Annotated in this window: 14 protein-coding genes; 7 read left to right on the forward strand and 7 right to left on the reverse strand. The window is 50.1% G+C overall.

Annotation, left to right across the window (positions count from 1 at the left end):
• Positions 1–55: 55 nt before the first annotated feature.
• The 5 genes from ACZ5ZV_RS11575 to ACZ5ZV_RS11595 form a co-directional block, all read right to left on the reverse strand.
• Complete coding sequence (locus ACZ5ZV_RS11575; protein WP_464117160.1) at positions 56–1,015, reverse strand: hypothetical protein; 960 nt, start codon at positions 1,013–1,015, stop codon at positions 56–58.
• An 83-nt stretch (positions 1,016–1,098) separates the two neighbouring features.
• Entirely contained in the window at positions 1,099–2,283 is a 1,185-nt protein-coding gene (locus ACZ5ZV_RS11580; protein ID WP_464117161.1) for a THUMP domain-containing class I SAM-dependent RNA methyltransferase, read from the reverse strand.
• A 168-nt stretch (positions 2,284–2,451) separates the two neighbouring features.
• The gene (locus tag ACZ5ZV_RS11585) at positions 2,452–3,519 is read right to left on the reverse strand and encodes a hypothetical protein (protein ID WP_464117162.1); all 1,068 of its coding nucleotides are present in this window, start codon (positions 3,517–3,519) and stop codon (positions 2,452–2,454) included.
• A 15-nt stretch (positions 3,520–3,534) separates the two neighbouring features.
• A complete protein-coding gene (locus tag ACZ5ZV_RS11590) occupies positions 3,535–5,889 on the reverse strand; it encodes a hypothetical protein (protein ID WP_464117163.1) in 2,355 nt (784 codons plus the stop codon).
• Positions 5,879–7,246 carry a hypothetical protein gene (locus tag ACZ5ZV_RS11595; protein ID WP_464117164.1) on the reverse strand — a complete coding sequence of 456 codons (1,368 nt, stop codon included), beginning with the start codon at positions 7,244–7,246 and terminating at the stop codon, positions 5,879–5,881. Before ACZ5ZV_RS11595 ends, ACZ5ZV_RS11590 begins: the two co-directional genes overlap by 11 nt.
• 123 nt (positions 7,247–7,369) lie before the next feature.
• Between ACZ5ZV_RS11595 and ACZ5ZV_RS11600 the strand changes: the two genes are divergently transcribed.
• From ACZ5ZV_RS11600 to ACZ5ZV_RS11630, 7 genes are all read left to right on the forward strand, one after another.
• A complete protein-coding gene (locus ACZ5ZV_RS11600; RefSeq protein ID WP_464117165.1) occupies positions 7,370–8,416 on the forward strand; it encodes a glycosyltransferase family 9 protein in 1,047 nt (348 codons plus the stop codon).
• Positions 8,413–9,711: a 3-deoxy-D-manno-octulosonic acid transferase gene (locus ACZ5ZV_RS11605; RefSeq protein WP_464117166.1), complete on the forward strand. Its 1,299-nt coding sequence runs from the start codon at positions 8,413–8,415 to the stop codon at positions 9,709–9,711. Before ACZ5ZV_RS11600 ends, ACZ5ZV_RS11605 begins: the two co-directional genes overlap by 4 nt.
• An 81-nt stretch (positions 9,712–9,792) precedes the next feature.
• Entirely contained in the window at positions 9,793–11,121 is a 1,329-nt protein-coding gene (locus ACZ5ZV_RS11610; RefSeq protein WP_464117167.1) for a chloride channel protein, read from the forward strand.
• The gene (locus tag ACZ5ZV_RS11615; protein WP_464117168.1) at positions 11,118–11,489 is read left to right on the forward strand and encodes a hypothetical protein; all 372 of its coding nucleotides are present in this window, start codon (positions 11,118–11,120) and stop codon (positions 11,487–11,489) included. The genes ACZ5ZV_RS11610 and ACZ5ZV_RS11615 overlap by 4 nt, the downstream gene beginning before the upstream one ends.
• Before the next feature lie 81 nt (positions 11,490–11,570).
• Positions 11,571–12,041 (forward strand): hypothetical protein, encoded by a 471-nt coding sequence (locus ACZ5ZV_RS11620; protein ID WP_464117169.1) that lies wholly within the window; start codon positions 11,571–11,573, stop codon positions 12,039–12,041.
• A 149-nt stretch (positions 12,042–12,190) separates the two neighbouring features.
• Complete coding sequence (locus ACZ5ZV_RS11625; RefSeq protein ID WP_464117170.1) at positions 12,191–13,324, forward strand: hypothetical protein; 1,134 nt, start codon at positions 12,191–12,193, stop codon at positions 13,322–13,324.
• Complete coding sequence (locus ACZ5ZV_RS11630) at positions 13,311–16,613, forward strand: hypothetical protein (protein WP_464117171.1); 3,303 nt, start codon at positions 13,311–13,313, stop codon at positions 16,611–16,613. Before ACZ5ZV_RS11625 ends, ACZ5ZV_RS11630 begins: the two co-directional genes overlap by 14 nt.
• 32 nt (positions 16,614–16,645) lie before the next feature.
• Here the strand turns inward: ACZ5ZV_RS11630 and ACZ5ZV_RS11635 are convergent, their stop codons facing one another.
• Positions 16,646–17,779 (reverse strand): alkaline phosphatase D family protein, encoded by a 1,134-nt coding sequence (locus tag ACZ5ZV_RS11635; protein WP_464117172.1) that lies wholly within the window; start codon positions 17,777–17,779, stop codon positions 16,646–16,648.
• A 45-nt stretch (positions 17,780–17,824) separates the two neighbouring features.
• A complete protein-coding gene (locus ACZ5ZV_RS11640) occupies positions 17,825–18,592 on the reverse strand; it encodes a helical backbone metal receptor (RefSeq protein ID WP_464117173.1) in 768 nt (255 codons plus the stop codon).
• Positions 18,593–18,615 lie beyond the last annotated feature (23 nt).

The raw sequence follows: 18,615 nt of genomic DNA on the forward strand, positions 1-18,615 counted from the left end.
AAAAAAGCCGCGAGAGATCGCGGCTTTTTTTATTCTTATTGTCTGATCGTCAGGACTAATTCAGAAGCAGTCGGCTCAGATCCACAACGGGACGACGTCCACACTGCCCCAGGTCCGTATCAAAAGAGCTTTTTTCAACCACAGCCCCGGACTTTGTCATCTGAAGAACTCGCGGTCTGTCGCCTTTTCCAATTTTAACGGAGCCTTCAACATCATTGCACTGACCATCAAGGGTCACTTTTGCGTTCAACCCACTGATAGAAGTAACCCAGTTTTTGCCATTTTTGCGGACGCCCACAAATTCACCGCTTGCATTTTCCAGATCAATCTTACCATCAGCCAACTGATCAAGACGGATCGTGAATTCAAGAGAGTAAGTGAAGGTCTCTTTGCCAGTCACATTTTTCTTGCTGATATTCATAAAACCATTACCGGTCACGGTAACCTTGGCTTTACCTTCAGCATCAGCCACCAAAGAAATCTTTGCCGCATCTTCTTTGAAGTTCACATACGTCTTTTCACTGATATCTTTTTGATCAACTGAAACCGAGTTCTTCGCCGTTTCTGCGATCAAGGACTTAACTCCATTTGCATCAGCCAAAGCCTGCACTTTCCAATTCTTTTTTACCGTCACCTGGAAGTTGCCGTGCTTGGTAGAATAAGCAACAGGTGCCGTGGCTGAGTTCAGGCTCAATTGAAGCAGATCACCGCTTTTGGTTTCCTCAGACTTCGAATAGTTTGCTGGCAGAGCTTCCGCATGTCCCAAAGACAATCTGATAACTTCCAGAGCTTCAACAACCTTTTCGGCCTGCAAAGATGCAATGGAATAAGAGCCGTAACGGAATTCGGTTCGCTGGCCACCCGTCTTTTTACCCTTACCGCTTTTACGGTTATTTTGCGCAATAATGCGATCGCGAGTGGCTTTGTCTGTGATGGCTTCGTCCTTCGGCGTACAGGCTGTCGTCAAAAGGGCGGAACTCAAAAATACGGCGGAAAGTAGTTTGGCTGTTTTCATGGAACAGGAATGTAGCCGGAATCCCGTCAAACTTCCAGAGGGACCACTCTCACTGCCGCAAATTCTAACCAATTCCTAAAAATTTACAGGCGTGTCAAAATAGTGAACAGGCAGCGCAAGCCCCCGTTATTGACCCTAATCTCTTTAAATAGCTTATAGCCCGCAGGGACTGCCGAAAGACGCTCTTTTTCCGGATAAAGGACCCCGAGCTTTTGTGGTTTATGACGCAGGCAGAGCTCCTTAACCAAGGTTTTTAGCCCCCCTTGATCCGCCACCGGCAACCGCTCTCCATAAGGAGGGTTTACCACCAGCCATACCGGGCCGTCCTCGGAAGTCTCAAGCTTCAGGGCATCTCCGTGGATAAACTTATGCGGAGCAGGCACAAACCCCGCTCTTTGCACCACCTGGAGTTGGCGCTCCACCTCGGCAAAGTTTTTCTCTGCCGCCGGGATCATATCCGCGTCGATGTCATAGCCAACATAGGCCTTAAAAGGCATGCGTGCAGGCAAAGTGTAATTCAGTGCAAAACTGGAAGAGGCAAAAAGCTTCGGCGCGCGTTTCCATTTTTTGAAAGCGAAATCACGGGCGAATTGCCCAGCCCAGAGCGCGCGAGCCTCACCCAAGAACGTTCCAGACCCCATCATCGGGTCTAACAACGTGATCCCTGCAAGTTCCGCTGAGGAGGTATTGCCAATCATTTCCTCTAAAAGAAAGGCCGCGATGGTTTCACGTAAAGGGGCCTCACCTTTCAGCACAGACCAGCCGCGCTTATGCAGATGCTCCCCGGTGGAATCCAGACTGATCGTGCACAGATCATCGTCCATGCGGATGTAAATACTCGCACAGGATTCGGTGCCTTTTTGGCCTTTGAAGATTTCCTTCAAAGCAGTCTCGGCACTTTCCTGAAGGCGCTTTTCATTATTCAGACGACTTTTTTGCGCGGCCACCTCCCACGTCACATTCGCGTGAGGCAGAAAATCCAACCAGGGAAGGCCTTTGAATTTTTGATAGAACTTCGGCAGATCTTTCGCCTTGAAAGAAGTCATGCGCAACAAGATACGATTGGCTGTTTTTAGGAAGAAGTTCAGTTGCAGACCTATGAAAAGCTCGGTTTCAAATTCCAGCCCGCCCTCAAGAACGGCGACTTCCGGAAACGGCAACGAATGAGGCTTGGCATCTTTACCCAAAAGATAAGGCCAGACTTCTTTCATCTCTGCCAAAGTCCGCTTTTCAAAATCCAAAGGTGTCGCAACAAAAAACTTATTCAAAAGGTACCTGCTTACTTTTACAGAAGCGTCGCAAAAAAACTCGACGTCCCTTTTAATAACACACCATAGCCAGAAAAAACAACCAGGCACCTTTTACCCCCAGCTGCAAGGCGGAGGAGACCCGCACAGCGTAGGCGTGCTATTAGTCAGATGGGGCCTTGGATGTGCTCAGAAGCGCCAGTAGGCGTCGAATAGTAGGTAGTATCCATCTTCCGGGGCAAACTTCACCGAAGTGATGTTGGTGGAATTCAGAGATAAGCTGAGATGGAATTGATCCCAGATTTTGACGTAGCTGAGATAACCCCCGACCGCTTTGGATTCAAAGTTATAACTCGGGCCCATAAGGACGCGGTTCCAGTCATCAAGGATGAATTCATATCCCGTCTGGAAGGAACTCGTTCCCAGAGATTTGATCGCAGTGGCATTCTGGGCATCCTCGAAACTAAATAAAGCGACGGATAGCAGTGTGTGCGAAATCACGCTTTCAGATGAAATGGAATCCCAATAAATATTCAAATTTAACGTCGAGCGAGTTTCCGAAGGAATACGCGCGAAATTTAGACCTGCGGCGAAGTTGTTCGATGCAGATTGATACACCCGCATCTTGCCAGTGGCATTGTAGGCTCCCAGCAAATCTGCCGGTATGATGGTGGAAACCGTCAGCCATTCTTTCCAGCCATAGTTCACTTGACCAAACCAAGTGACCAGATACTCGCCCTCCCACAAGGTCTCTGCCGTTTCGCCCACGGCGATACCTTGCGTGAACAGAGGTTTATATTTGGACGATGTTTCTTTGGTGCCTTTTTTAATGATCAGATCCGTGGTGCCCTTGTACTTTTGATTCTCCGAACTCAGATCCAGGTGCATGATCTGATCCCCGATCTGAATGAAGTTCATGCGCGACTGGCGCAGCAATTCACACGTCAGCTCATAGGTGCCGTCCTGCTTGTTCTCAATTCCCGTCACCTCGACAAAGCCGACAATCCCCACCGCAGGGGTTTGGGATTCAATCGCGACGATTTCACCGATGTACCAGTCACTGGCGGTGCTAAGGACTCTCAGTGTTTTATTGTCGACGAAAGAATCAATACGGCCACGGGCTTCAACCTGGGGTCTGGGAAGATCCGAGGCTGGTTCGCGAAGAATGATCGGCACTTCCTCGTCCATGGACGAAAAAGCATGTGCCGAAAAAGACACGATCAGGGCTGTGAAAACCGCAAGGGACCGCCAAAGCATGTCCCGAAGCCTAGCTTACTTTCCAACCTTGTTCAATTGATCCTTCAATGTGCCAAAAAGACGGGCGATTTCCATGCGCTGGGCATCGTCCAAACCCCAAAGCTTGCTGAACTGGAAGCCCAAAATGCCACCGGCTCCGGGGATTTCGCCATAGAACACCAAGTGCGCAAAGCCTTCTTTGATCAGGAACTCAAATGACGTTGGACTGACCTTTTTAAAGAAGGACATGAATCTTGGCGCCGAAGAATAGACCTCGTCCAGGGATAGCCCCTGATTGTGGTCGGCATCATAAATCACCATCACGGTTTCAATATAATGCAGGATCGTGACCATCGTGCGCACGTTGGCAGTTTCAATCAATCCCGCCTTCTGCGTTGGACTTAAAGAGGCCGCCAGTAGATACCCAAAGAACTCATTCCATTGAGCATCGTTCAGGCGCTGCACATAGTTCACCATGCCTGGCAAATTATTGAAATACACGCTCATATGCTTGCGCAGCTGCGCCTTGAAACAAGCCTCTTTCATGTAAGCAAAGCCAAAGACATCTTTTTCCGCCACCGTACAGCGCGCCAGCTCCATATGTTTGGAAACCGCGTTGGACGTGGAAAGGCCGGCAGAGAACAAGATACTGACGAACTCAAAAGTTTCCTTCTGATCCATGCCCTCATCGCCGTTACCGCTGAATGTGAAGAAGTTGGCTTCAAGGAAGCTGCGTGAACCGGAATTGGCCGAGCGCGGGTCGAAGGCCTTTAACAACAGTCCCACTTCCTGGAAGTCCTCATACCACTGCACCAGTCCCTTTTCGTTCATCGCCGCCTGACTCAGTCGACCCGACACACGATCCCCATAGCCCAAAAGCAGCATACGAGATAACGCCCTCATCAGATTGAATTTAGTGAGGGCTTTCCAGTTTTGTTTCGTATCACCCGCGGCGATGACCATGCGACCGTCGGCATTAAAGCTGACCATGCGAGGATTCTTCAGCAGGTCGCCAAAATCCTGCCACGAGTTCTGTAAGGCCTTCTGCTCGAACACATCCGGGGTCAGTCCTTTTTCAATGACCGTGGTCTTGTCAAATTTTTCATAAGACTGAATCAGCTGTTTTTGCGTGACGCCCCCGCCGGTTTGCTTGAATGGCAGGAAGTCGATAAAGCTTTGATGCAAACGCCAGATATTCAGCTCGCGCTGCACGCTGAGCAGATGTTTTTTCTCTAATCCCAAAAGTCCCCGGGAATCCTGCGGGCGGGCCGGATCCAGGATCTTCATCAAGACCACTTTGTAGGTTTTGGTGATCGCCTTGAAGTAGTCTTCCATACGGGCCTGGGCCTGGACTTCGTCCAACGCGGCATCCACAGGCACAAGGGATGGCAGCATCTGACGAATCAGAGTGTCAATATCCTCCACCGGAATACGGCCTGAAGACTTCATCTGGTGAGAGTTCATCAGCAGATCCAACCCTTGCGTGATAAACTGACTGGTCTGGCGCAGCTTCGCGGGATCATTAAACTCGAGGTCCCCGATGACATAATAGTATTTTAGCGCCAGCTCATACAGATCCAACAACGTGTCCAGACTTTCGCTCCACTGATAAAGCCCGGCGAAGTTGGCCCGTTTTCCCATCAAAACGACCTTCACGGATTCCACCATCGGAACCCACCTGCTGTACTTCTGATATGGAGCAAAGGGTTCTTGTCCGCAGATGAATTCGGCAAAACCGCTGAGGGCCCGTTTGGCGTCCTCGAAGCTGTAATCTGACTTTGCCACCTGAGTTTTTTCCAGCAGACGCTGCAGGGATTTTCGCAACTGACCAATGGCAGCGGAAATTTGCTCCCACTCGGTCTTCTTTTCCTGATTCTGATCCAACAGGACTTTCACATGCGGGGAAAGCGCTATGGATTCATCGCGCAGCAACTGAAGAATCTCTACCAGACGAACGATTTCGTCTTTGGTGATATGACCGACAGAACCACCCAGAAGAGCCTTTTTGATCTTCATTAATTCGGCGGCAAATTCTGGCGTCACGTTGTTCTTTTTCAGGAAGTACTTCCCGAAGAACTTACGCATCTCCTCGACTGTATAGGCATCCTGCAGGGAGCCAAAGGTTTTCTTATTAAAGTACGTCAAGGCCTCGGTCATACAGTCAAAGCCCTCTGTAATTTCAGAAGACTTGGCCTCGCCGATAGAGAATTTTTCAAGATGAGATGGAATCTCCTGCAAGCAGGCAAAACGCTTGTCGGAAAACTCGATAACCTCGGGTTCGACTTTTTTGCCATTCAGGAACTCACTGCATCCCACAGTTCCGGCGGTGATTGAAACCACCAACAAAGAGCCTAAGATCTTACGCCATGGCAGGAGAGCTTTAGAAGACATACGCTGCTCCCAACATCAATCGATCGTTATTCACAAACTGCGCAACTTCATTTTGATTATTCTTGTCGGCTGGCTCCGCTTTGACCAACTGGGCCTCGCCAATAAAGGACCACAAGCCGGACAAACGGAATCTGGCGCTGACCCGGATCAGATCAAATTTGTTTTTCTCAGAATGCGTGTAGCTGAGTTTTGTGATCAGACGTTTGGTTTTACGGAAACTAAAGTTCCCCATAACCGACACCTGCGTGGCCTCTTGATAAGGATAACGGGTCATCAGGGCGGCCCGATTGTCGCTGGCAAGCTCCCCTTCTTCCTTCACCTGACCACCGAAAATATCCAGGTGTTGCACCGCCACACCGAAGGCTCCCGTGGCCCACTCAATAAACGGACTGACCAAAACGGCATCTTCAAAGACCGGATGAGTCCACTTTTCTTCGAAGATGTCATCTTTGCTTGGCTTGTCGTAAAGACCACTGACACCAAAGCGGAAGCGTTCGTATTTATAGCTAATATCCCCTCCGACCAGGGAATGATAGAAGACCTGCGGCTGCAGATTCACAGCGCCTTTAAGCTCTGCCACATTCAGATTTCCTTCATAGCCGATGGCCAGTTGGTTGGCAGGTTTATAGGTGTACGCCAGTTGTCCACGCAGACTTTGTGGGTCACCAAAGGACAGCTTCAGGCCGAAAGAGTTTTGCAAAACAACCTGGCTTTCGCTGGGCTTTTCAAACTTATAGTCAATGGCAGTGGCCTCTTGCCAAATGCGGATACTTTCCGGGGGACGACGGAACCACGGGTTGCCTTTCACGAAAGTGCCGTCCTCAATTTCAAAGCTGGGGCCCTGATCCGGGATATAAAGCGGAGACGCAAATAGAACCAGAGTATAATATGGTTTATCCACCTGCCAGAACAGTCCGGTCAAACCCTGATTTTCAGCATTCAGCGGGTTCCATTTAAAAAGAGGCTCCCACACGCCCAGGTCCCAGCGCGTGTCGAGCTCATTCCAGAGCATTTTCTTGCGCCCCAGATAGAAGGTTTCGGTTTCGCTTTGGCGGCTTTGCACATAGAACTCAGAGATATTCAGATAATTTAAAAGCGGCGCCCCGATGGCGACTCCCCCGGACACGTCCATTTTAAGGCTGTCCTCAGAAAAAGGGTCCGTCTTTATTTGAGCACCCACAAACTGATAGTTGGTCTTTTCAGCCGACTCAAAAGTGGGACTGATAAAGGAATCTGAGAATAAACGCATCTCGGTCTGCACCTGAGCCGATGCAAACAGCGGAGTCAAAAGCAGTGCTAATGAACCTACTAAAGATGCTAAATAGGCCCCCAAAACGGGGACTTGTTTGAAAGCCATGGGCCTCCTGTCCTAGGACTTTTACTTCAATGCCCATGCCCGGCCAGATCGCCTATATGCGGAATCCTCTTAAAAGCTTTTAAACAAGTGACCTTTTTCGGCGCCTTTGCTAATCTTAACCCCATGTTATTACGGGACCCTAAAAATGCTAAATTTTTAATCATTCGCTTTTCCAGCTTCGGAGACGTCGTTCAGACCCTGAGCGTTCCTTCGGCTATCAAAGCATCTTTCCCGGAAGCCCAAATTCATTGGATCACCCGTAAAGATATGGCCCCGTTGCTTAAGAACCATCCCAACATTGATAAGATCTGGGAATTCGACCGCAAGGCTGGGCTCAAAGGCTTAATTCGCCTGTGCCTGCAAATGCGCCGCGAGGGCTTCACCCATATCTATGATGCCCACAACAACATGCGTTCGCGCGTGATCACGTGGATTCTTCGCCCGCTGGGAATTTTAGGCGTCGGACCCAAATTCATTCGTCGCTCGATCCGCCGCTGGAAAAGATTTTTGCTCTTCAAATTCCGCATCAACACTTTTGAAATGCCCTTCTCCGGGCAGCGCGATTTGCTGGAGCCTTTGCAGCCATGGGGTATTTCAAAAGTTTCACCGGCAGCACCTCAGATTTTCCCCAGCGAAGAAAGTCATAAAAAAGCGCAGGAGGTCCTGGGGCCTTATGCCGACTGTGTCGCTCTGGCCCCCTCTGCCGCGTTCTTCCTGAAGCGCTGGCCGAAAGAATACTGGAAAGAATTGATTCTTTTAAATCCCGATCAGCGTTTCGTTTTACTGGGGGGCCCCGAGGATTCCTTTATCGAGGACATCCGCGATGTCGCGCCGGAAAGAGTTCTGAATCTGGCGGGCAAGTGTTCTTTGCAAGTCAGCTCCAGCGTGGTGGCATTGTCACGAATGTTGATCAGCAACGACACAGGTCTTTTGCACGTGGCAGAACAGCTGGGACAAAGAACGATTGCTTTGATGGGACCTGCGCCATTTGGCTTCCCGTCCCGCAGCAGCACGAAAGTTCTGGAAATTGATTTAAAGTGCCGTCCTTGCAGCAAACACGGCCAGGGGCCTTGCGTGAACAAGGAAAAGTACCATCAGTGCCTGGTCGACATCACGCCAGAACAAGTCACTCGTGAAATGAAGCTGCTTCTGAGGACTTCGCACCGATGAACACTTTGATCTTTTTGTTTTATAAGTATGTCATTGTCCCATTGGCGTTCATGCTGCTGCAACTAACCCGCCCTTTTTTAAAGGGCAAGCTGCGGGAAATGATCGAAGATAAAAACACAGGCTTTTATCGCATCAAGATCAAAGGCAGCGAAGTGGAACTGGCGGCCGCCCGTCCCATCTGGATTCACGCAGCTAGCGGAGAAATCGAATACGCCCGGCCCGTCATTCGCGAACTAAAAAAACAATATCCTTATCTTCCCATCATGGTGACTTATTCATCCCCTTCCGCGAAGAAGATTCTGGAAAGTCTGCATGATGTGGATCTATGGTGTGCCCTTCCCTGGGACATTGATTTTCTGATGAAGCGATTCATCAGAAAATGGAACCCGCGTGTGTTGCTGTTCTCTCGCACTGATGTGTGGCCGGTGCTTGTGGAGGTCGCAAAAAAAGAGCGCCTGCCTGCGGCTTTGTTCTCAGCAACTTTTGCTGACAACTCGTCCCGCCTGAAAGGGATCACGCGCTATCTGACCAGATACTCTCTGAACCACTTGTCTGAGATCCACTGTGTTTCCGCCGAAGACATTCAGAACCTGGATGCCTTAAAGCTGCAGGTTCCCCTGAAGGTCAGCGGCGACACACGATTTGACCAGGTCTTTCACCGCCTGGAAAATCCCAAAGCGCTGAAAAGCAGCCTTATGCCCAGCCCGGAAGATTTTGTTTTTATTGCAGGCTCTACCTGGCCCGAAGATGAACTGGTGTTGCTGCCGGCGCTGGAAAAGTTGCAAGGCATGTACCTGCGCACGATTCTGGCCCCGCATGAAACCACGGCCAGCCACTTGGAGCATCTGGAAAATCAGATTCGCGCTTTGGGCATGAAATCCGTGCGCTATTCACAAGTCGACACCTGGAATCCCGGAGATATTCTCATCATCGATCAGGTCGGCATTCTGGCCGAGCTGTACACCTGGGCGGATATTGCTTTCATCGGGGGCTCGTTCAAAAAACAGGTGCACAGCGTGATGGAGGCTCTGGCGGCGGGACTCCCGGTGATGGTGGGCCCTTTTCATCGCAACAATCGCGAGGCCCTTTTCTATCAGAAAAAAACATATTCTTCGGGTATGGTCGTGCAAGTGGTCCACACCTCGGCCGATGTCGCCGTTCTTTTGCAAAGAATGAAAAAGCAACAAGATCAGTCTCCGCACATTAAAGAGGAAATCCGCGCCGAAATTGGAAAGAATCGCCATTCCACTCAAAGAGTGTTGTCTTCTATCGAAAAGGTTCTGAGTGAAAATTGACGCATCGTTTCGATGCGTAGCCACATGCGTTGACGGCATCTCGAACTAGGAACATTTATGGGTCTTTGCATAGGAGCCCATGTGTCTTCTCGGGAACTCAATCGCCGCCGCCGTGTTTTTCTTATTTGCACGTTAAGTTGTGCAGTCGCGATCGTCAGTGTGGGCGTGGCCCACCTGCTTTTGCTTGGAATCAACTTCTGCACCAATCTTTTTTACTTCCAAACTTTTTCACTGCACGAAAGTTCTCCGGCTGAAAACAATCTGGGCCTGCTGGCCATTATAATTCCTGCCATCGGAGGGCTGATCGTCGGAGCCATGGCGAAGTTTGGCTCTTCCAGCATTCGCGGCCATGGCATCCCCGAAGCGATGGAAAATATTCTTCAAAAAGAAAGCCGCATCCCTCGTCGTATCACCTTCTTAAAGCCCTTTTCTTCTGCCATCGCCATTGGCTCTGGAGGTCCGTTTGGTGCTGAAGGCCCGATCATTGCCACTGGGGGCGCCCTGGGATCATGGCTAGGACAAGTGGTGCCCGTCAGTCCATACGAACGAAAGATCATTCTGGCGTCCGGCGCTGCTGCTGGTATGACTGCAATTTTCGGCACCCCTTTGGCTGCCGTGCTGCTGGCCATTGAACTGCTGCTATTTGAATATCGTCCCAAATCCTTTGTGCCTGTGGCTTTGGCAACGGTGGTGGCTGCGACTCTGCGTTCTGTTTTTAGCGAAAAGGCCGCCTTCTTTGTCATGCCCTCACTGGTGACGCCCGACCTGCAAAGTTTGCTTGCATATCTGGTCTTTGGGGCCTTGGTCGGAGCTCTGTCCGTGATTGTGACAAAGTCCGTTTACTGGGTCGAGGATCTATTTGAACATATACCTGTGCACTGGATGTGGTGGCCAGCCTTGGGAGGCCTGGCCGTCGGCATGATTGGAATGATAGAACCATGCGCCTTGGGCGTGGGCTATGACAACATCACTTCCAGTCTGGCGGGAACCTTGACTGTCAGTGCGGCCTTCAGCATTTTTATATGGAAGTTTTTAGCGTGGTCTTTAGCTTTAGGCAGCGGCACCTCCGGTGGAACTCTTGCTCCGATCCTGACCTTGGGATCTGCGTTTGGCTTTCTGGTGGGAACTTTCCTGGCCACCTACTTCCCTGCGCTGCACACTGACACCAGCACCATGGCACTGATTGGGATGGCCGCCTTGTTTGCAGGTTCGTCACGTGCGCTTCTGGCCTCGGTGATATTTGCTTTGGAAGGAACAAAACAACCCGTGGGACTTGTTCCGCTGCTGGGTTGCTGTTCCATCGCGTATCTTATATCCCTGAGCACAATGAAGAACACAATCATGACCGAAAAAATTGTCCGTCGTGGTTTGAAAGTTCCCCACGAATACTACGGAGGCATCCCTTCATGAGCACAATAAAAATCCAAGCCATCGCCAACAGCAACTTTGATAAAATCGAATACGGACATGCGGAGATACGACGTTTTTCCCGTGCTGAAATTCTGCAGAAGTCCCTGAAGCAACTGGTGCTTTTCTGGGGACTGGCGGTGATCAGTGTTCTTTTGCCCGTCGTGCACTTCGTGCTGGTTCCGCTGTTCTTTGTCATGGGAGCCTATCTAGCCCTTCAAGCCAGAAAACAGAAACAAGAGATCCTCTCGGGCGCCGTGAACTGCCCGCAGTGCCAACAGCCTGTGACGATCAATAAATCCGCCTTTTTGGAGGAGCACACCGAAATCTGTCAGAATTGCGCCTCTGTGGTGAAAATCTCGCTGCCGTAATTTGACACCTCTTTGGAAAATTATTTCCTTGCGAAACTTTCACGGGAGGCATCCATAAGGCATCTGTTATGGTCTTCCCCTATGCAGAAACTATTCTTCCTTCTAGTTCTTGGCTTTTCTAGTCTGGCGCACGCCCAGGACCCCTTGTGCTATCAGAAAGAGAAAAATCCACGCACCCGCCAGGTGTTCCAAAGCGAAGACGAATACAGCACTGCTCGTGAAGACTGGGCTCAACGCAATCCCGGCACGGGAAATCCTTTTTCCCTTATCAAGGCTTACAAGATCTACAAAAATGAGAAAGACAAAGCCGAACGCATGGGCACGGACAAACTGGCTCATTGCTATATGGGCTGTCGCATTTCCCAGGAAACCAGTTTTGCCACGGCCGACTATGTCGGCTGGTTGAAAGAAGATCGGGACATCACCGATTGTAATATCAAAACTCACTTTGACGAAGACGACTACGAAGCCACTCGACGTGGAGCCCAGTACGGAGAATCTCAAAGAGACACACAAGGGTGTGAACAGGCCTGCAAACAGGTCTATCGCTAGGCTTTCCCTCGTAAAATGAAGAAACCTCGCAGGTGACAATTGAGGGCACACTGTCGAAGGCCTTTTTATTAAGTCTTATATCTTTGAAATGGTCCAACCAAAACCGCGCACGGAACTTGAAATGATAGTGCGTAGGTAATGGGGTTGGCATGAGAAGAACTGCGATTTCAACACTTTGTCTCACTTTGATACTGACTGCGCAAACATGGGCGCAAGGTCAGATCAGTGCTGTATTGCCCGAGACGAAAGAGCAAAGCCGCTTCTCTGCGGAATGGCGACTGCGCCTGCAAGGCTATGACATCCATGACGATCGCAGCCAGGCCAAACTTGTGGATATTCGCACAGATATCAAAGCCAAGTACCTTCTGCATCGTTCTCTGCAGTTGGACATTCAACCTTCACTGCGCCTGCAGTCCGGTCAGACTCAGTCTGTGGATGGCGCTGACAAAGCTGAAAACAAGATCCTTTTGAATCAGGCGGCCGCTCATTATCTGCCTTTCTCGTTCCTGCGCATGTCAGCTGGTGCATTGAATCAGCGCCATATGCACACGGACATTCTGGTCGACAGCATCGCGTTCCCGGCAGCACGTCTGGAGGGACTGATGAAACTCGGCAACACCAAAACGACTCTGGGTATGGAAACAGCCATCCCCACATCCACATCCTTAAGCACCAACACCAAGGATCTTGAAGCCACACCTTCCCTGAATACGGCCTCTGTGAAGTTCCAGTGGCAAGCCGCACGCAATCTGTACTGGAAGGCGTCTGCGGGCTATTTCATCTACAACAATCTTCCTTCCGCTGTGGCACAGAAATCCAATCTGCTGGGGAATGAAGTGGAGAAGATCTCTGAGGCTCAATACACCTTTATGTACAAATATGAAGGTATCGAGGCCTCTGCAGAACTGGAATTCCCGGTGTTCAGTCTTTTGGATATCAAAGCCGGTGCGGAGTACCTGCAAAATCAAAAAGCCCCTTCGGATCAGAACACAGCCACTCGTTATTTCCTGGCGGGTGAAATTCACTTCAGCAAAGACATGGATCTGGTGGTGGAAGGCAGTTATTTCTCAATTGCACCTGAAGCGGCCGTGGCCTACTTCAACGCTTCCAGCTTTGAAACCAACCGTGTCGGTTATTCTGCAGAAAGCTATCTGGCGTTTAAAAAAGAAGGCTTCAATGTCGGCGTGAAGTACACAGACGCTGAAGTGATGTATCAACGGGAACCTCAATCGCGTGAAAAGACTTTGATGATTAAGCTGGAGACATCCTATGCAAATCTCTAAGACCACCCTACTAAAAGCTCTTTTTGGTCTTTCAGCCCTGTCTTTGGCAGGTTGCAACCTGCCAACACCACAGCAGAAAGAAAGTCTGGGCACCAGCGCGGCCACATTCACGGCGCAACCCATGGCGGACAAATCCAAAGCTTTGGAGGTGTCTGTGAATGGAAACTTTGCATTGCCAAATTCCAAAGTCTTCAACCTTCAGGCCTGCATCAAAGACGTGGCTTTTGATAAAATCGTGGCCGGCCACACCTTCCTCGTTGAAGAAGTGCAAAAACAAGTCACCACTGACAAAGCCGGCTGCCTGACCTGGGCAGAGCGCGTGAACTTCAACTTCCTGGCTGATTCCCAGTACATCCGCATTGAAAGAACCATCAAAGGCACCGGTATGCACCGAGGCACTCAGAAAGTGGCCTTTGCAATCAATCCCTGGTCTCATGGTGAAAATCTGACTCCGGTCCTCAATCCGGATGATGGCAACAACATTCCCCGTCTGGTGGACAATCAGGAACAAGGCAAAATGGCTTTAAAAGGCCTGTCCCATGATGGCAGCACAGAAGCCCGCCGACCTTTGTGGGTGGAAGATGGCCGATTGTTCGTGACCGAGCAAAAGATGACCACTGATGGAGTCACTTTGGTTGTGGAAATGCGCCCGAATGTTTCCATCCAGATGACGAAAATGAATGGCGAAATGTTCCTGCGTCCTTTGACTGCGGGAACATTCAAAGCCAAAATGCAGTTGATCCATATCTACCAGCACGACAACAAGGAAGTGCGCCGCCTGATGACGGTGTCAGAGTCTCAGGACGTGAAGATGGAAAACGGTTCTTTGGCGATCAAAGCACCTATGCACCTTCCCGCTTTGCCAACACGCGGTCAAATCATGCTGGGTCTGAATCTGGAGCCGACCCAAGCTCCGCAGGGACTGATGTCCTTTGAAGGCCTGTATTTCCTGGGCGAATACGACCAGATTAAAGGGGCTTCGTTCCTTAAAATCAATACCATCGTGGCTCAGACAAAAGACTTCAAGCTTTCTCAATACGTCAATGCCCAGATGAATGAGGTTTCACAAGTCAATAAAAGTGGCACCATGGATCAGGACACCTATCAGAAGCCAAAGATCGAAGTGTCCCAGATGGAGTTCCGTTATATCCGCGTGGGTAAGGAAACAACCTCGACTCGTGAAATTTTCTATAACATCCGTGCCTGCGTCAGAAACGGTCTGGACCAGAAAAACACCCGTGCGCACACTTTCAAAATCACCAAGTTCCGTCAGTCTGAATCAGAGGAAGCCCGCACTGTGACTTTGAAAACAGACAACAATTCCTGCCTGAACTGGGATGAAAGCATCACGTTTAACTACTTCGATTGCCAGCACTACCTCAAAGGCCATGTCCAGATTGAAAACGCTGACCTGGGCATGAACGAAAAATTGGATCTGATCGTCAATCCTTGGGAGGCCTCCAGCGCCGTGGCCCGTGACATGCGCTATGTCGACACAAGCGAAAAACTGGTCCTGAGCTGTTCTCAGGAAAGCCGTCCGCGCTCTCAGGTGATGCTGGACAGCTATTCTTACAACACGCTTTCTTACAAGTACTCCATCGACAATGAACTGAATCTGACAGTTACCAAAAAGGTTCAGTTTAAAATGGATCCACGTTTGTTGATCTACTCAAGCCTGTCCAACGGCCGCTCAGAAACTCAGCGTCTGCGTGACGGGGTTTACCTGATGAAAATCGCCATCGTGCAAAACCGCGACTATGACCAACAGAACACTTACGTGGCTTCTGCAGACCGCTTCGTCAATGTGATGAACGGTCTGATCAACACGGATGTCACATTCCAGACCCAGGACCTTAAATCCCTGGGGAACCGCAATAACATCCTGGTGGAAATCCATCCCGTGGACGAAAGCAAAGTGATCGTGGATAAAGAAGAAATCCGCCTGAAGGATGACTCCCAGTCGGTGGACTCTGCAATCGACACGGCTTCCACTTTGGAAAATCCGACCTATATCGGCCCTATCACTTTGAACATTGACGAATCCACTCGTCCTTTAAGAGTTATGGATGCGTCTGCAATCAGCTCCTTCCTTTTGAAAGGTCAGGGCGAAAACAACACGTCTCAGAAAAATATCATTGCTCGTATCGTGGCGGATGGTTTGAAAGTCAAAGCGGCCATCAAACAAAAAATCCAGGCTCGTGCCCAGAAAGAAGTCTTCGCCAAAGAAAACAATCTGAACCTGATCAACTTAAATCAGGTCGATGCCTCCCGTCCTCTGTTGAAGGCGTTGGGTATCACTTCCAATATCACTGAGCGCCTGCAAATCACCAAAGCCGATCTGCAGGGTCTGATGGCCACAGGCACACTGTCCCCGGCCACAGCAGAAAAACTTTGCGCCTTCTGGTCCACCGACTACATGGGTAAAGCCATGTTCCAAAGCAAGGGAGGCGCCGTGAACGATCATACTAAAACAGCCTTCGGCATAGATTGCATGGGCATGACTCGCAAGAACCCATCCAAATTCTTCCACGTGGAAAAGCAAATGATCACTAAAGAAGTCGGCGGCATGCAGTACCTCAAAGGTCTGAATCAGGGGCTTTCCGTAGGTACAAGCTTCTCGCTGAGCGCTTCGACATCCAACTACTCCAGCCGTTCTACAAGCATTACGGCCAAAGTGGGTCTGTCTAAAAAATTCCTGGACCTGATCTCTCTGGGCGTGGATCTGGGATACACCATGCAATGGGGTGTCTCTGAAAATAAGACGACCGGCAACTCCATTTCCGTCAATGGTTCTACATCCATGACTGTGCAGCAGAACATTTTCAAGGTGCGCGTGAACAAACATGAACAGTGCGTGGTGATCCGCATGAATCCGACATTGTTCATCAAAGATAGCAAATCCTGGTTTGGTCGCCGTGACTATGTCAACGTTCTGAATCACCGTCTGACAGATGAAGAAAAAGGTCAGGCCGTCACTCGTGGCATCATGTTGTGTGAAGGTGTTGTCAGCAACAAGCCTGTGGATATCACCGAAAACTACTACCTGATTGCGCAGGAAACAGGTTCCAGCCAAATGCAGGATTCCGGCGATGCTCGTAACAGAAACTTCTTCCTGGCTTTGCGCTCAACTCAGGACTTCAACCGCTTTGTTCTGGCCATGAAGGGCAGCTTCGGCATACCAACGGGTTCTGAAAAGGAAGAAGATCCTCAAGCCCAGGCCACCAAGATGATGGAACAACTGTTCCAGATGCCAGCCCCCTCTTATCCAGGCATGCACCTGATGAGATAAAAAAAAGCCCACCGAGAAGGTGGGCTTTTGCTTTAAAGATTCAGACTCAACGACTCAACGGGCTGATTGCTTTCATCCATCAGCATCAGCTTCACTTTCTTCTTCTTCCAGTCCCATTCAATCAGACCGAAGTTCAAAGCAGACACCGCTTTCCCCACATAGTGGAAATCATCCTCGCGGGTGGTCGTGGCGCCATTCAAAGGACCCACTGTCATATCGTACAGCGGCCCATAACCTTCCAGCAGATCCACCTTGCCCAAGGAGCCAAAACCACGATTGCCACTGACTACCACGACTTTATGAGCCTTGGTCGCACGCAGCGTATCGAAGAATTTCTGACGATCCAGCGGGAACAAACCCCAACGCTCCCACCCTCCTGAATTTGCCGCCATCTGAAGAGGTGACACGATCACGCGGTATTCGGCGTCCTTGCGCAACTCTGATTCCAACCAAGCCCACTGTCCAGAGCCCAACAAAGAGTCCGTTTTGTTCCAGTTCTTTTTAAATTCTCCGTCGGCGCCCGCACTCAACCAAGGTGTCGCATAGAAGCGAGTGTCCAGCATGATAAACTGCACCCGTTTCCCCGGGGCCCCCAGGATCACCGAGTGCTCCACACCCCGGGCTGTGGTGGGTTGAAGTTTACCGATGTACTTCCAGTAGTCCAAAAAGGCCTGACGGTTTTCATTCTTCCCCTGGAAGCTGGAATCCCCGTTACGAATTCCGAAATCCAGCTCATCCCATACTGCCATAAACGGCACTTTGGCGCGCAGATCGCGGTACTCGGCAATCTGATCCAGCTTTTTGTATTGCGCGGAAAGAGGTTTTTCGTCGTAGCGAACCGAGCTGACTGAATTTCCGGTGAAGACCACGACATCGGGTTGACTCTTGGCCACTTGCGACCACAGCTTTTGTTCCTGATCCTGCTGAGCACAGCAGACAAACGCCACACGATGCACACTTTGAACCTGACGAAGATCCTTTTGCGGAAGCTCGGATTGATAGTGGGACTCAGCTTGCATGCGCATCATTTTCAATGTCAGGGATTCTGGCGCCTGACTTTTTTCAGCGCAAGAGCTTGTCAGAAAAGTTGCCAGTAATGCCCAAGAAAGACGAGATGCCCAAGACGACATTTCCATAACGTGCAGATCCTTCCACTTAGAATTCATTCCTGAAATCACGAGTCTTAATTGTATCTTAACAACAGGCTCTGTCTATGAATTCTTCGCGTAAGCCTCTTTAAGGAACTCCAAACTGCGGACGCCAAACCAGGAATAAGATTCCCCATTGACGACAGCGCCGTCGATGTTCATGGCTTTAAGCTCCGAGATTTTTTTCTGAAACGGAAACGGTTCCGAAGAAAACAGAGCAAAGGCGTGTTTGAAGTCCTCAATCTCGATCACCGGGTATTTTTCCCCCTCGGGGAAGCTGACTAATTTTGCGCCTAATTTTTCCAGCACCGAGCCGATGTAGGTTTCTCGGCTGACCGTCATCCAGGGCTTCTTCCAAATCAGATACAGGACTTCATCGTAATCACGAGAGGGCGGACGCACCCACTCTAAAAAACCCGGAATCCTTTGCATATTCCACGGAAGCGGCGGGGCTTCGACTATATCCAGGGCCTCCACGGACATTTCCATCAGGGCCGGATTTTCAAAGTGTTCTCCCAAGCGTGCCAATTCTTTTTGCAAGGTCGCCAGTGAAGACACATGCGTGGCAAGATACGGAACGGGACATTCTTCTGCCATCTCAAGTGGATTTTCCTCTTGATCCAGCAGGACCAAATCCGGCTTTAGATCCGCGACCAGATCCCAGGAAACTTCCTTGGTACCACCGACGATGGGAATATTTGTGATCATTTTAGGGGGATGAATACAAAAGCGTGTGCGGCCAACAACCTGCACTCCCGCTCTTAACAGTGTTTCGGTCCATGACGGAACCATACTCACAACTCGCACTGCATCCTCCCTGAAGCACTTCATTTGTACCTCGTGGCATCCGTTTT

Source organism: Bdellovibrio sp. HAGR004 (assembly GCF_055397015.1).